The sequence below is a fragment of the Rhodococcus sp. 05-340-2 genome (assembly GCF_002258915.1).
Taxonomy (GTDB): Bacteria; Actinomycetota; Actinomycetes; order Mycobacteriales; family Mycobacteriaceae; genus Rhodococcoides.
This window is the reverse complement of record NZ_NOYU01000039.1, coordinates 39720-53696: the sequence shown is the minus strand read 5'-3', so window position 1 is coordinate 53696 and position 13977 is coordinate 39720. Positions and strand designations below refer to the sequence as shown.

16 protein-coding genes are annotated in these 13977 nt (G+C 63.6%); 6 read left to right on the top strand and 10 right to left on the bottom strand.

What is annotated here, in order from left to right; translation table 11 throughout:
• Positions 1-59: 59 nt before the first annotated feature.
• Entirely contained in the window at positions 60-404 is a 345-nt protein-coding gene (locus tag CH271_RS23940; protein ID WP_094635350.1) for an ArsR/SmtB family transcription factor, read from the bottom strand.
• Positions 405-520: 116 nt separating this feature from the next.
• Between CH271_RS23940 and CH271_RS23935 the strand changes: the two genes are divergently transcribed.
• From CH271_RS23935 to CH271_RS23915, 5 genes are all read left to right on the top strand, one after another.
• Positions 521-1168, top strand: coding sequence for a TetR family transcriptional regulator (locus CH271_RS23935; RefSeq protein WP_094635174.1), 648 nt, complete (start codon positions 521-523; stop codon positions 1166-1168).
• 148 nt (positions 1169-1316) lie between these two features.
• The gene (locus CH271_RS23930; protein ID WP_037196251.1) at positions 1317-2474 is read left to right on the top strand and encodes an acyl-CoA dehydrogenase; all 1158 of its coding nucleotides are present in this window, start codon (positions 1317-1319) and stop codon (positions 2472-2474) included.
• A gap of 5 nt (positions 2475-2479) precedes the next feature.
• A complete protein-coding gene (locus tag CH271_RS23925; protein ID WP_303396309.1) occupies positions 2480-3328 on the top strand; it encodes a 3-hydroxybutyryl-CoA dehydrogenase in 849 nt (282 codons plus the stop codon).
• Positions 3329-3443: 115 nt separating this feature from the next.
• The gene (locus tag CH271_RS23920) at positions 3444-4238 is read left to right on the top strand and encodes an SDR family NAD(P)-dependent oxidoreductase (protein ID WP_094635172.1); all 795 of its coding nucleotides are present in this window, start codon (positions 3444-3446) and stop codon (positions 4236-4238) included.
• A gap of 54 nt (positions 4239-4292) precedes the next feature.
• Positions 4293-5255, top strand: a complete 963-nt coding sequence (locus CH271_RS23915) for a glucose 1-dehydrogenase (RefSeq protein ID WP_256986528.1) — start codon at positions 4293-4295, stop codon at positions 5253-5255.
• A gap of 78 nt (positions 5256-5333) precedes the next feature.
• Here CH271_RS23915 and CH271_RS23910 read toward each other — a convergent pair whose 3' ends face one another.
• From CH271_RS23910 to CH271_RS23885, 6 genes are all read right to left on the bottom strand, one after another.
• Positions 5334-6092: an SDR family oxidoreductase gene (locus CH271_RS23910; RefSeq protein WP_037196086.1), complete on the bottom strand. Its 759-nt coding sequence runs from the start codon at positions 6090-6092 to the stop codon at positions 5334-5336.
• Positions 6093-6160: 68 nt separating this feature from the next.
• Complete coding sequence (locus tag CH271_RS23905; RefSeq protein ID WP_094635171.1) at positions 6161-6898, bottom strand: lysophospholipid acyltransferase family protein; 738 nt, start codon at positions 6896-6898, stop codon at positions 6161-6163.
• A 57-nt stretch (positions 6899-6955) separates the two neighbouring features.
• Complete coding sequence (locus CH271_RS23900) at positions 6956-7441, bottom strand: hypothetical protein (protein WP_143546109.1); 486 nt, start codon at positions 7439-7441, stop codon at positions 6956-6958.
• A 102-nt stretch (positions 7442-7543) separates the two neighbouring features.
• The gene (locus CH271_RS23895) at positions 7544-8299 is read right to left on the bottom strand and encodes an ABC transporter permease (protein WP_094635167.1); all 756 of its coding nucleotides are present in this window, start codon (positions 8297-8299) and stop codon (positions 7544-7546) included.
• Complete coding sequence (locus CH271_RS23890; RefSeq protein WP_094635165.1) at positions 8296-9282, bottom strand: ATP-binding cassette domain-containing protein; 987 nt, start codon at positions 9280-9282, stop codon at positions 8296-8298. Before CH271_RS23890 ends, CH271_RS23895 begins: the two co-directional genes overlap by 4 nt.
• Positions 9283-9378: 96 nt before the next feature.
• On the bottom strand, positions 9379-10344 hold the full coding sequence (locus CH271_RS23885; RefSeq protein ID WP_094635164.1) for a lysophospholipid acyltransferase family protein: 966 nt from the start codon (positions 10342-10344) through the stop codon (positions 9379-9381).
• A gap of 116 nt (positions 10345-10460) precedes the next feature.
• Here CH271_RS23885 and CH271_RS23880 point away from each other — a divergent pair, with 116 nt between their 5' ends.
• The gene (locus CH271_RS23880; protein WP_094635162.1) at positions 10461-11864 is read left to right on the top strand and encodes a GntP family permease; all 1404 of its coding nucleotides are present in this window, start codon (positions 10461-10463) and stop codon (positions 11862-11864) included.
• A 153-nt stretch (positions 11865-12017) separates the two neighbouring features.
• On the opposite strand, the gene CH271_RS28540 is transcribed toward CH271_RS23880, so the two are convergent.
• The 3 genes from CH271_RS28540 to CH271_RS23870 form a co-directional block, all read right to left on the bottom strand.
• Entirely contained in the window at positions 12018-12149 is a 132-nt protein-coding gene (locus CH271_RS28540; protein WP_143546108.1) for a GNAT family N-acetyltransferase, read from the bottom strand.
• Between the two features lie 197 nt (positions 12150-12346).
• The gene (locus tag CH271_RS23875; protein WP_218830232.1) at positions 12347-12973 is read right to left on the bottom strand and encodes a YdeI/OmpD-associated family protein; all 627 of its coding nucleotides are present in this window, start codon (positions 12971-12973) and stop codon (positions 12347-12349) included.
• A 16-nt stretch (positions 12974-12989) separates the two neighbouring features.
• Complete coding sequence (locus CH271_RS23870) at positions 12990-13952, bottom strand: SMI1/KNR4 family protein (protein ID WP_094635161.1); 963 nt, start codon at positions 13950-13952, stop codon at positions 12990-12992.
• Positions 13953-13977 lie beyond the last annotated feature (25 nt).

The following is a 13977-nucleotide window of genomic DNA, read 5'->3' as shown; positions in this document are numbered from 1 at the left end:
TTAGCAAGTAATGAATCAGGTGAACAGCGACGTGAGCCAGACCATCCCGAGCCGTCGAGTCAGGCGCGCGCTCCGGACTCGCCTTCGAGCAGCTCGGCCTGGTTGGCCACCACTCCCGTGAGTATTTCCCGCGCAACGACCAACAGGTCGGCCACCTTCGGCGACGTCAATGTGTAGGACACCGACAGGCCTTCCCGAGTGCCTTCGATGAGACCGGCGCGCCGCAGGATGGACAACTGCTGAGACAGATTGGCCGGCTCGATGCCGATTTCCGGCAGCATCTCGGACACGGCGTGCTCGCGCTCGCTCAGCAACTCCAGCACCCGAATACGGGCGGGATGCGCCAACGTCTTGAAGAAGTCGGCTTTCATTCTGTAGAGCGGCCGGCTCGAATCCGTGGCCATGAAGTCCTCCCGTGGCACCCACCACCGCGCAGCAGGCTACTTGCGAACACTAGCAATCAAAGGACGGAACGGGACGACCTCCCTGCACGTCCCGAAACTCGGCTACCTTCACTCCCATGCGCGGAGACCCGGAAGAATCGACCGACTTCAGGCTCACCGTGGCCACAGCGGCCCTCGACCTGTTCTCCGTCAAGGGATACGAGTCGACGACGGTGGACGACATCGCCGGTGCCGCCGGAATCTCGCGTCGGACATTCTTCCGTCAGTTCCGCGCCAAGGAAGACGTCGTCTTCGCCGATCACGAAATACTGCTCGAGCAGGCAGGCGACTTCCTCGAATCGAACGAGGGCGATCCCTGGCAGGCGGTGTGCGATGCCGCGCAGCAGGTGTACGAGCGATTCTCCGATTGGATCGAGATGTCGCGCCTGCGCTATCAGGTGGTGCACCGCAACCCTGCGCTGCGCGATCGGGAGATCGTCACCGTGTTTCGCTACGACCGACTCTTCGTCGAATATCTGCAGCGCGTTCTGCCCGATCACCCTCACCTGGAGATTCTGCAGTTCTCGGCTTCGGTGACTGCGACGCACAACTACATCCTTCGTCGAATGATTCGCGACGGCCTGCCGACATCCGTCGAGGATCTGCGTTCGGCACTGGCGCAGGTCCGCGCGCAGTTCTTCGGTGAGATCGTCGTCGCGTCGTTCCCCCGGGGCACGTCCGTCACCAAAGTCGTCGATGCGTTGGCCGATCACACAACCGCCTGATCCGTCCGGACCGAATGGCACTGAGTGCCGGATGCCGAAGACCCGGTCTTGAATCGGTCCGAATCCGGACGTACACTGGGGCAATCCTTGGCACTGAGTGCCCCCTGTGGGCAGTGCCACCCCCGACACACCGAGGAGCGTGGCCGACATGGCCGGAAATCCCGACTTCGATCTGTATCAATCGCCCGAAGAGCACGACGAACTGCGCGCGGCCATTCGGGCTCTCTCGGAGAAGGAGATCGCTCCGTACGCCAAAGAGGTCGACGAGGACTCCCGTTTCCCCGAGGAGGCGCTCAAAGCGCTGAATGCCTCGGGCTTCAACGCCATCCACGTTCCCGAGGAGTACGACGGCCAGGGTGCCGATTCCGTCGCTGCCTGCATCGTCATCGAAGAGGTTGCACGCGTGTGCGGCTCGTCCTCGCTGATCCCCGCGGTCAACAAGCTCGGCACGATGGGCCTGATCCTCAAGGGCTCCGAGGAGCTCAAGAAGCAGGTTCTGCCGTCTCTCGCCGGTGGCGCGATGGCGTCGTACGCCCTGTCCGAGCGCGAAGCAGGATCCGACGCGGCGAGCATGCGCACCCGCGCCAAGGCCGATGGTGACGACTGGATCCTCAACGGCTCCAAGTGTTGGATCACCAACGGCGGCAAGTCCGAGTGGTACACCGTCATGGCCGTGACCGACCCCGACAAGGGCGCCAACGGCATCTCCTCGTTCATCGTGCACAAGGACGACGAGGGATTTGTCGTCGGCCCCAAGGAGAAGAAGCTCGGCATCAAGGGCTCACCCACCGCCGAGCTCTACTTCGAGAACTGCAAGATCCCCGGCGATCGCATCATCGGCGACCCGGGCACCGGCTTCAAGACCGCGCTGGAAACACTCGACCACACGCGCCCCACCATCGGCGCGCAGGCTGTCGGCCTGGCACAGGGTGCACTCGACGCAGCCATCGCATACACCAAGGACCGTAAGCAGTTCGGCACCGCGATCTCGAGCTTCCAGGCAGTGCAGTTCATGCTCGCCGACATGGCGATGAAGGTCGAAGCGGCTCGACTGATGGTCTACAGCTCCGCAGCCCGCGCCGAGCGCGGCGAGAAGAACCTCGGGTTCATCTCGGCAGCAGCGAAGTGCTTCGCCTCGGACGTGGCCATGGAGGTCACCACCGACGCCGTGCAGCTCTTCGGCGGTGCCGGCTACACCACCGACTTCCCGGTCGAGCGCATGATGCGCGACGCCAAGATCACCCAGATCTACGAGGGCACCAACCAGATCCAGCGTGTCGTCATGTCGCGGGCGCTGCTCAAATGAGCGACATCAACCTCGTAGGCGTCATCGGCGGCGGCACCATGGGAGCAGGCATCGCCGAGATGTGTGCTCGCTCCGGCAGTTCGGTGCTGATCCTCGAAACCAGTCAGGCCACAGCCGATGCTGCAGAGGCACGCCTCGACAAGTCGTTCGCCCGCGCCGTCAAGTCCGGCCGCATCGAAGCCGACGCGGCCGAGAAGGCCCGAGCAGCAATCACGTTGACGCTCGACATCGACGATTTCGCAGACCGCGATCTCGTGGTGGAGGCAGCACCGGAGATCGAATCGCTCAAGCTCGATCTGTTCGGAAAGCTCGATTCCATCGTCAAGCCCGACGGAATCCTGGCCACCAACACGTCGTCGATCCCCGTCATCAAGATGGCCAACGCGACGAAGCGTCCCGACAAGGTCGTCGGAGTGCACTTCTTCAACCCGGTGCCGGTGCTGCCGTTGGTCGAGATCGTCGTCAGCCTTCTCACCAGCGAAGAGACCGTTGCCGCGGTGACGGATTACGCTGGGAACACACTGGGCAAGAAGACGATTCGCGCCGGTGATCGCGCCGGATTCATCGTCAACGCCTTGCTCATCCCGTACATGGTCTCGGCCATCCGCATGCTCGAGTCCGGCTTCGCCAGCGCTGAGGACATCGACGAGGGCATGGTCAACGGCTGCGCACACCCCATGGGCCCGTTGCGTCTGACCGACACGGTCGGCCTCGACGTCACCCTCGCGGTCGCCGAGTCCCTCTACGCGGAGTTCCGCGAACCGCACTACGCTCCGCCGCCACTGCTGCAGCGCATGGTGGACGCCGGAATGCTGGGGCGCAAAACCGGTAAGGGTTTCTACTCGTATTCGTAGTAGTCCCCCCGAGTCTGCGTGAATGGTCCATTCACCCCCGTCAGGGCCGGTGAATGGACCATTCACGTCTTCGAAAGGCGCACACTGGAGTCGTTCCACAACACTGGGAGGCTTCATGAACATCGATCTCGACGGCCGAACTGCACTGATCTCCGGCTCCAGTCAGGGCATCGGATTGGCCATCGCCACCGAATTGGCCCGCGCCGGTGCGCGCGTCGTACTCAACGGTCGGAGCGCATCCGCGCTGGATTCGGCCGAGGAACAACTGCTCACCGAAGTACCCGGCGCACGAGTGATCGTCGTGGCAGCCGATCTCGCGACGGCCGAGGGGGTCGAGACCCTGCTCGCCACGGTCCCGGTGGTCGATGTTCTGGTGAACAATCTCGGAATCTTCGGAGCCAAAGCCGCCCTCGACATCGACGACGACGAATGGCGACGCTATTTCGAGGTGAACGTGCTCTCGGCAATCCGGCTGATCCGCACGTATCTGCCGGCGATGACCGAAGCGGGCTGGGGCCGAATCCAGAATATCTGCAGCGATTCCGCAGTCGTGATTCCCGAAGAGATGATCCACTACGGAATGACGAAGACAGCCCTGCTCGCGGTGACCCGCGGGTTCGCGAAAGCCGCTGCAGGAACTGGCGTTACGATCAATTCCGTGATTGTCGGACCTACCCACACCGAGGGCGTCGAGAAGTTCGTCGCCGAACTCGTCGGCGACGAACTGCCCTGGGACGAAGCTCAGGCCAAGTTCATGAAGGAGAACCGTCCGCAATCGTTGATCGGCCGGCTGATCGAGCCGAAGGAGATCGGCAACATGATCGTCTATCTGAGCTCCGAGCAGGCTTCTGCGACCACCGGTGGCGCTCTACGCGTCGACGGCGGCTACGTCGACTCGATACTGCCCTGAGTTGCTGTAAGGCCGGTCCGGTCGGTCACAGTTTGTGGCCGACCGGATCGGGGCATGCGTGAAATACACGGAATCAAGCAAAGGTTCTTCACGCATTTCACCGTATTCGGAGTCGATTCCACAGTGAGCGATCAGTACACCTTCACCAACCCCGTCACGCAGTACCGTCAGGACGGCTTCCCGGAGCAGCACCAGGATCCGCCCGGTCTGGCCGCAGATCTTCAGCCTCTCGCCGACCACGGCGAGAACAGCTATCGCGGTTCCGGTCGCCTGACCGGCCGCAAAGCGCTCGTCACCGGTGCCGACTCCGGAATCGGTCGCGCAGCAGCGATTGCCATCGCCCGCGAAGGTGCCGACGTGGTGCTCAACTACCTACCGTCGGAAGAAAAAGACGCTCAGGAAGTTGCTCAGCTGGTACGCGACGCCGGACGCACCGCAGTCCTGGCACCGGCAGATATCACCGACGAGCAGGCCGCGCGCGGTATCGTGCGCACTGCCGTCGACGAACTCGGTGGCCTCGACCTGCTGATCAACGTTGCCGGTAAACAGCAGTTCGTCGAAGACCTGGCCGACCTGACGTCCGAGCAATTCGATCAGACGTTCAAAACCAACGTCTACGCATTGTTCTGGATCATCCAGGAAGCGGTGCCGCACATGCCCGCCGGTTCCACCATCGTGAACACCAGCTCGATCCAGGCATACACACCGTCACCCGGACTGGTGGATTACGCGACCACGAAGATGGCCATCAACACCATCAGCAAGGCCCTTGCGCAGCAGTTGGCACCCAAGGGTATTCGCGTCAATGTGGTTGCGCCGGGACCGTTCTGGACACCGCTGCAGGCAGCCGGCGGTCAGCCGACCTCGGCACTGCCGGAATTCGGCAAGGAAACACCGCTCGGACGCGCCGGGCAGCCTGCCGAGATCGCCGGTGCGTACGTCTATCTGTCGTCCGCCGAATCGGGTTACGTCACCGGCGACACACTGAACGTCAACGGCGGAATGCCGACGCCGTAGTCCGTATCCGTTCGGCGTGAATGGACCATTGACACCCGTCTGGGCCTGTGAATGGTCCATTCACGCGTTCAGGAGAGGTCAGTCCTTCGGCCCACCAGCGGCGTAGACGACCTGACCCGAGATGAAGCCTGCACCCTCGCTGACGAAGAACGACGCCAGGTGCGCGATGTCGTCGGGGTGTCCGACGCGATTGACCGGAATCTGCGACGCCGCAGCAGCTTTGAAGTCCTCGAACGGCATGCCGACACGTTCTGCGGTGGCCGCCGTCATCTCCGTCTCGATGAACCCGGGGGCGATGGCGTTGGCGGTGACACCGAACTTGCCGAGTTCGATGGCGAGGGTCTTGGTGAAGCCCTGCATTCCGGCCTTGGCGGCGGAGTAGTTCGCCTGGCCGCGGTTGCCGAGGGCGGACGTGCTCGACAGGTTGACGATGCGACCCCACTTGGCGTCGATCATGTGCTTCTGGACCGCGCGGGTCATCAGGAACGATCCGCGCAGGTGTACGCCGAGAACGGAATCCCAGTCCTGCACGGTCATCTTGAACAGCAGGTTGTCGCGAGTGATGCCTGCGTTGTTGATCAGTACGGTCGGCGCACCGAACTCGCCGGCGATGCGATCGACCGCGGTCTGGACGGATTCCTCGTCGGCGACGTTGGCACCGATGGCCACTGCCTGCCCACCTGCGGCCTGAATCGCACCGACTGTATCGCTGCACGCGGCCTCGTCGAGGTCGACCACCGCAACTCCGAAACCGTCCTTGGCCAGCCGCTTCGCTACCGCAGCGCCGATACCACGCGCACTACCGGTGACAATGGCCGTCTTGATCTGATCGCTCACGAATATCTCCTGACACAACGCCGAATCGAATTACCTGTCATCTGTTTCTACCAACCCCGGCGGCGCAGTCAGTACGCAGCCACCGCTCCGTCGAGCGCCTTCTGCATTCCCTCTGCCACCACTCGGGTGATGTCGATCGGCTTCTCGGGCAGTTCGGTGATGGGCGTGTCGATGTAGACGCTCGCCTGCTTCACCTTCGGCGTACCGGGGCCGTAGCTCAGACCGATGCAGACCAGCACCGGTTCGACCCCGAGCTTGCGTGCCCGCATCGCAATGTGGCCGATCCCGCTGCCGACGTGCTGCACCGTCGTCGGGTCTTCGAGATTGCAGGTGCCCTCGGGGAACACTGCGAGGTCGTCGCCCCGCTTCATTCGCTCGGCACTGACGTCCATCATGCGGCTGCCTGCTGCGCTGACGGCTCGCATGCCGTGATTCTTGCCGCGGAAGACGGGGATGCCACCCATCATGTCGATTCGCCTGCGCTGCTTCGGTTCCTGGAAGAGCTCGTCCTTGGCCAATACCCGCGTGCGGCCGATGACCGGACGCAGCGGCGACGCCCATGCCGCCGCTGCGAGCGTGTACGGATCGTTCTCGGTCAGATGATTGACCGCGATGAGCAGACGCGTGTTGTCGTAGACAAGACGACGCAGCTCCTCACGAGCACCGTCGGGGTACGACACCCGCGGGCGGAAGCGTCGGGCGAGAGCGGCATACGCCAGCCTCGCGACCTGACGATTCTGCTGATGACGCAGATAGAAGTCGTACACGGTCACATCGTTTTCGAGAATTACCGCAGGCCGATCCATGAGCCGAGCCTAATGGTTCGAGCTGCGCCGTCGGGGCCGAGCCCTCATTCGTATCGCCTACCCGATGATCGCCTTGTATTCGGTGAAGATCGGCGCGTACTCGGGGCCACAGTTCGCGATCGACCAGTCGGTGAGCAGGGTGAGGTTCTCGAACACCCCATCCATCGCGCTGAAGTCGCCTGCCGCACCCTTGGCGTCGGCCTCTTCCATGGCTCGTAGCCACGCCAATGGCTCCGGTGGAGCGACGGCTTGCAGCTCCGACTGGGTCACCGGGGCCTTCGCAGCGAGATCGTCGGCAATGGATTCGGCCACTCCGACACCACCGGCCTCGGCTTCCCGCAGGTTGGCCAGACCCTGCGCCACCTGTGTGGCGTACAGCGTGCAGAAATCCGACCCACCCGAATCCTCTTCGACCGACTCCACGGATTCCACCGATTCTGCGGCCGACGGCTCAGCCGGAGTGGACGGGTTCTCTCCAGTGGACGAACACCCCGCGACAGCGAGGAGAATTACCGCACATCCCAAAGTCGATCGACTGTTCATCGGCGTTGCACTCCTCGTGAACCCTGCCCGGACGACCGCCAGTCTGCGCCTGTGGGCTCGGTTGTGCAGCGCTGTGAGCACCGCGAACGGTTCGAGCCGGCCTCACACCCGCGAGGAACCCATTGCCCGGATCCCGACGGCAAGTCCGACCGCCGCAGTGGCCGCGGCTGCGACGACACCTGCCATGACCGTCGAACTCGCGAAGTCGCCGGCGAACAGTGCACGCTCGGCGTCGACGAGATATCCGAGGGGGTTGATGTTCACCAGGAACTGCATCCACCCCGGGGCGGCCGTCAGCGGCAGCATCGTGCCGGAGAGGATGAGCAGCGGGAACATCAATGTCTGCTGGATGGACCAGAAGACCCAATCCTGTCCGCGCACAGCCAAAGCCAATGAGTAGGACAGTGCGCCGAGCCCGACGCCGAACACACCGAGCAGCACGATCCCCACGACCGCACCGATCGGATTCACGGACAGCCCGAGCGGCAATGCCACCAGAACGATCAGCACGGCCTGTGCGGCCAGCGGCACCATCTCCTTGAACGCGCGCCCGACGAGCAGCGCCGATCGCGGCAACGGGGTCACCAACATTCGTTCGTGCGAACCCTGCTGCAACTCGGCCAACAGATTCGAACCCGTCATGGACGTTCCGAAGATGGTGATCATGGCGAGCACGCCGGGAACGAACCAGTCCCACACACTTCCGTCCCCCAGACCGGGAACATCGGTGAGCAGTGGGCCGAACAGTGCGAGGAGAATGAGCGGTTGGATGAGACTGAAGATGACGGTGAACGGATCGCGGACCATCGGCCGCAGTTCGCGGCCCATCACCAAGGCGCTTCCCGAGAGTACGTTCATCGGAGTTCTCCCGCGGTTTCGAGGGAAGACGTGCCCGCCGCGGCGCTCTCACGAAGACTGCGCCCAGTGAGGCCGAGGAACACATCGTCGAGGGTAGGTCGCGTCATGTCCGCCGTGTGCACCGTGATTCCATGAGACTCGCTGAACCGCAGTAGATCCGGGAGAACCACCTCGGCTCGCTCGACCCTGATGTTCAACCTCAAACCCGCCACCGTCACGTCCTTGATTCCGGCCACACCGTCGAGCAGCGGGACCAACGCCGCGGCGTCGGACACGGTGAGGACGATGAGATCGCCTGCCAGTTCCGACTTGAGTGCGCCAGCGGTGTCATCGGCGATGACGGTGCCGCGATCGACGACGATCACCCGCTCGGCCATGGAATCGGCCTCGTCGAGATAGTGGGTTGTGAGCACGATGGTGGTGCCCATCTCTCGCCTGAGCCGGAGAATGTGGTCCCACAGGTTCGCTCGACTCTGCGGATCCATTCCGGTGGTCGGCTCGTCGAGAAACAACAGGGGCGGACGGTGCACCAGACCCAGTGCGATGTCGAGCCGTCGACGCTGCCCACCCGAGAGTGTCGAGACCGTACGGGCAGCGAGCTCGCCGAGCTCGAGTGCCTCGATCAATTCGTCTGCACGACTGCGCGATCGCTGACGCGTCATGCCGTAGCACCGGCCCTGCACGACGAGCTCGTCACGGACGCGTTGATTGTGTCCCGCACCGTTTCCCTGCCCCACGTAGCCCAGGCTGCGCCGTACTCGATCCCGGTCCTTGCCCACGTCGAACACGGCGATGCGGGCCAAGCCCGACGTCGGTGTCAGCAGGGTGGTCAGCATCCGCAGAGTGGTCGACTTGCCTGCCCCGTTCGGACCGAGCAGAGCCACCAACTCTCCCTCACCGATCGCCAGGTCGATGCCGCGTACCGCATTCACGGTCTTCTTGCCTTGCCGGAAAGTCTTGGTCAATCCCGATGTTTCGATCATCTGTGACGCCCCTCGTCGTAGCGGTGAATCCCTACGACGGAGACGTTAGAAACGATCGCGGTCAGCTTCGGTCCGCGTTGCCGAGGCGGCGAACAATCAGCCGAAGACGGGGAACTTTCGCTTACTGGCGAGAGCGTCCATCCCGGACTGGATGCTCGCGCGCACCTCCTCGTATTTGGCGTCGACGTACGCCTCGTCCTCGCACCGAGCCGGATCGTGATCCAGTTCGACGGGCGGCATGAATCGAGTACGAATCTTGGCGGGCAAGGGAATCTGTGGCAGCGCGGCGGGCGCGATGATCCACGGAAGCGAGATCGCGATCGGGAACACCTTCAACCGTGCAATCTTGTCCAGCTTCAACGCTTTCGACAGCTTGTCACCACGAATGAGTACCGGCATCGCGTCGGCGCCACCCACCGTCGCCACCGGCACGATGGGAACGCCCATCCGAATGGCGAGCTTGATGAAGCCGGTTCGACCGCCGAGAGTGGCCTCGTCTCGCTTGCTCCAGGGCCGCAACGAATCGACCTCACCGCCCGGCCACACGATGACGTCCCGACCCTCGGCCAGTGCCGTCGACATCGAGTCCGGTGCCGCGGGCAGCACACCCATGGATCGAAAGACCTTGCCGATCAACGGGAACGCCATGAGTGCGTCGTGCGCGGTGCCGTGCAGAATCCGCTTCTCGCCGAAGTGTCGCCACCATTGCGCACCGACGGTCCACGCGTCCCACACGAACGGCGCACCCGAGTGCACGCCCACGACCAGCACCGGCGACTCGGGGATGGTCTCCCACCCGTCGATCTCCATTCGGAAGTAGCGGTCCATCACACCGTTCCACAGCCGCTGCTGCCGGTCCATCGCCACGGTGTTCTGATCGTCGAGGTCCCAGCCACCTGCGCGTTCGGCGACAACGGCTCCGAGACCACCGGACGCCTTCGCCCGACGCTCCTTCATCTTCAGTCGCGCTGCCGCGGCGTACCGCTGCGCTTGCTCGCGCAGCTGCTCCTTCGTCGGTTCTTCGGAGCCGTCCCCGCCCAATACGTGATCCCCATCACTCATACCCGAACGGTACTCCACTCGCCCGAAGCCGACTCACAACCAGCGCTCGTAACCCCGCGCGACGTCCCGTCTGTCCGTTATGGTCAAAATTCGAGCCGAGCGAACGAGGTACACCGATGGATCCGATCGAACCGGCATACGGAACGACAGCACTGCTGCTGATCGCCGCCGCAGCCGTTGCAATTCTGTTGTTCCTCATCATGAAGGTGAAGCTGCATGCCTTCGTCTCCCTGGTCCTGGTCAGCGCGGTCACCGCCGTCGCGGCGGGAATCCCACTGGCAGACGTGCCGTCGGCCCTGCTCTCGGGCTTCAGTTCCACACTCGGATCGGTCGCCCTACTCGTCGCGTTGGGCGTGATGGTCGGCAGACTGCTCGAAATCACCGGTGGTGCACAGGTATTGGCCGATACCCTGATCAACCGATTCGGTGCCAAGCGTGCACCGCTCGCCCTCGGTGTGGCCGCACTCATCTTCGGCTTTCCCATCTTCTTCGACGCCGGCCTCGTCGTCTTCCTGCCGATCATCTTCACCGTCGCCAAGCGATTCGGTGGATCGGTGCTGCTGTACGCCCTCCCGACGGCAGGCGCATTCGCCGCGATGCACGCGATCGTTCCCCCGCACCCCGGACCTGTCGCCGCCACCGAACTTCTCGGCGGCGATATCGGATCGGTACTGCTGGTCGGCGTCCCCGTCGCCGTCGTCTCCTGGTTCGTCGGCTCGTACCTCGTAGGCACGCAGCTCGGTAAGCGGTTCCACACCTTGCCCGCCGACCTCTTCGCCGACGGCGCAGCCAACTCCGAAGAACACGACAAAGAGATGGCCGGCCTCCGCGACCCTGCGCCGAAGTTCGGTGCGGTGCTGCTCATCCTGCTGACGCCGCTCGTACTGATCTCCCTCAACACCGTGGTCAACACTCTGACAACCTCGGGTGTGCTGACCGGAGACGAGACCTGGGCAGCAGCGCTGACACTCATCGGTCAGACGCCCATCGCGCTGCTCATCACCTTGCTGCTGGCTCTGTTCATTCTCGCGCCGGGACGCTTCCCCGTCGCCGACGGTGCCAAGTACATGGATCAGGCCCTCGGACCCATCTGTTCGATCATCCTGATCACCGGTGCCGGCGGCATGTTCGGTGGAGTGCTGCGGGCCAGCGGCATCGGGCAGTCGCTCACCTCCTCGCTGTCCGGCCTCGGACTGCCGATCCTGCTGCAAGCCTTCCTGATCGCCACCGCCCTTCGCGTCGCGCAGGGCTCGGCCACCGTGGCCCTGACCACCACCGCCGGGCTGATCTCGGTCCAGGTCGCCGAGCTCGATCTGAGCAATTTCAAGATCGCGCTGTTGGTGTTCGCACTGGCCGCCGGAGCCACCGTGCTCTCCCACGTCAACGACTCCGGTTTCTGGCTCGTCAGCCGCTTCTTCGGCATGGACGAGAAGACGACACTGAAAACCTGGACCGTCATGGAAACGACGCTGGGACTGGCGATATTCGCCCTCGCGTCGCTGCTGTGGGTGGTGTTCTAGCGGGTTCGGCCACAACCAGCACGGCCGCTCTGTATCGGATGTATGTCGTCGAACGTCGGTACGACAAGCTCGGGCATCGGCGCGACCTTCCACCAGCTCACGGCCATCCCGACAGGCCAAGAACTGAGGGGGGTCAGAGCTGCTTGCGCATCTTCACACTTGTGGTTTCATATCCGGCTCGACGACGACGTCCCACACCCACCACGAGCTGGCGTCGTCCGAGTTGTCGCGACCGATCCAGAGGTACCCGACGATCTGGCCGGTGTCGTCGACGAGGTCGAACACAGTGTTGTTCGGGGTGGGAGCACCCGCGGGGAAAGCACGCTCGATGGCATTACTGGAGTGCTCTTCAGCGGCGCGCGGCGTCTCACCTGTAGAGATCAGGTCCGTCTTGCCCTACTCACCGACCGAGGCGCGACGCCAATTGCTGGACATACTCTTTCGAGGATCGCTTCGCTCGTGACAGTCGGCGACCCCGGCTGTTATCGTCCGTCGCGCTTGGGTTGCCATCGAGCTGCGCGCTCGCCGATCGATGCGAGCCGAGCAGTCTCGTGTATACGAGCGGCTCGGGTCTCGGGCCGCTTGGCGGTCACGATCCACTCCAGAATCCCTCGACGCGCGGACGGTGGAAACTGGTTCCAGTTGTCCTCCGCATCAACGTGTTCGGCGAATGCAGCCGCAAGGTCGTCGGGAACGATCAGCTCCTCGACCTCGTCGAGTACGGTCCATGCTCCATTGGCGACGGCAGCCTCGACGGCTCGCTCCCCCGCCGGAAGCATCAGGCCCGCTTCACGAAGGGCCTCGATGCGGATCTTGTTCGGACGGGACCATGCACTCGCGGGTTTCCGGGGCGAGAAATACAACATGGTGCGCTCGTCGTCGAGCTTGCGCGGTCGGCTGTCGACCCACCCCACGGCGAGTGCTTCCGACACGGCGTCGTCGTAGCTGATCGCCGGTCTCCCGGTGGCCTTCTTCCACGACACCAGCCACACCGATTTCGCTCTGTCGTGATGTGCGATCAGCCATGTCCGCCACTGGGCACGTGTCTCGGCATGCACCCTCGGTGCGTCGTCCATGACGGCCATGCGTACCCCTTCGTTCGTCGGCACCAGTACAGCGCTCGTCTCACTCGTCGGCTTCGAAGACGCATCCCCCGGATGGAAGCTCCAGGACGATGACGTCGTGGTCCTCTCCGGTGACGATCGCGGTGAAGATGAGCTCCGCACCGTCGATCCCCACCCACCAATTCATGTTTGCACCACGCACACGCGGCACCTGCCGATACACCGCTCGGGCGTCCTCGACCACGGCCTGCGGATGCAGCCTCCGAGCGGTTTCGATGACGGTGCGACGAACATGGTCGAGATCGATCAGGTCGTCGTCATCCGACAGTTGCGACGGACGAAAGTCGATGAGTGCGAAAGGTATTCGGATGACGGGGAGCGTCGCCGCATGTGCCATCGATCCGTCGGAAAGCTCGGGGTCACGCCACTCGAGCACACCGTCCGCGAACGTGGGAGTCAGATCGTCGTAGATCGCCGATCCGGTCTCGATGCTGCGGTGGACCGCTGCGATGTATTCGGTCAGGGAGTCGCACCACGGCGCACCCTGGTCAGCGGAATCATGCGAGAAGTTGCGGATACACCCTCGACGCGTACCGGGACGTGTGTCCACGTAGGTTGTGCCACCGGCACCATCCTCGGCGAACGGGACATAGGCGGGGAGAAACATTTCGGCCGTCTCACCTGCCTCCTGAGCGCGGACGACGTCCGGCCAGTCATCGCCCAGATCGTCGATCGGATGCGGGTTTTCGAGGCTGAACGTGTGCCGGGCGAGAACCTCGTCGAGCGACAACAGGGTCGAGTCCGGTAGCACCGAACCGATTGGGCCGTAGTCCTCACCCTCCGGAACGTGCTGCCCGTCGTGCAGTCCGTAGAACTCGCGCAGTTCCTCGGTCCACGGCGTTGTCGCACGTTCCGCAGACTCTCGCTCGCCCGCGGTCCGCGGCGGCCGAATCGACGCAGCAGTGATGGGCGCACGTTCACGAAGCGTCGCCATGTACGCGGTCCATACCGCGGTGAGGTTCACGACTCGAACCTAATGGGTCTCGATC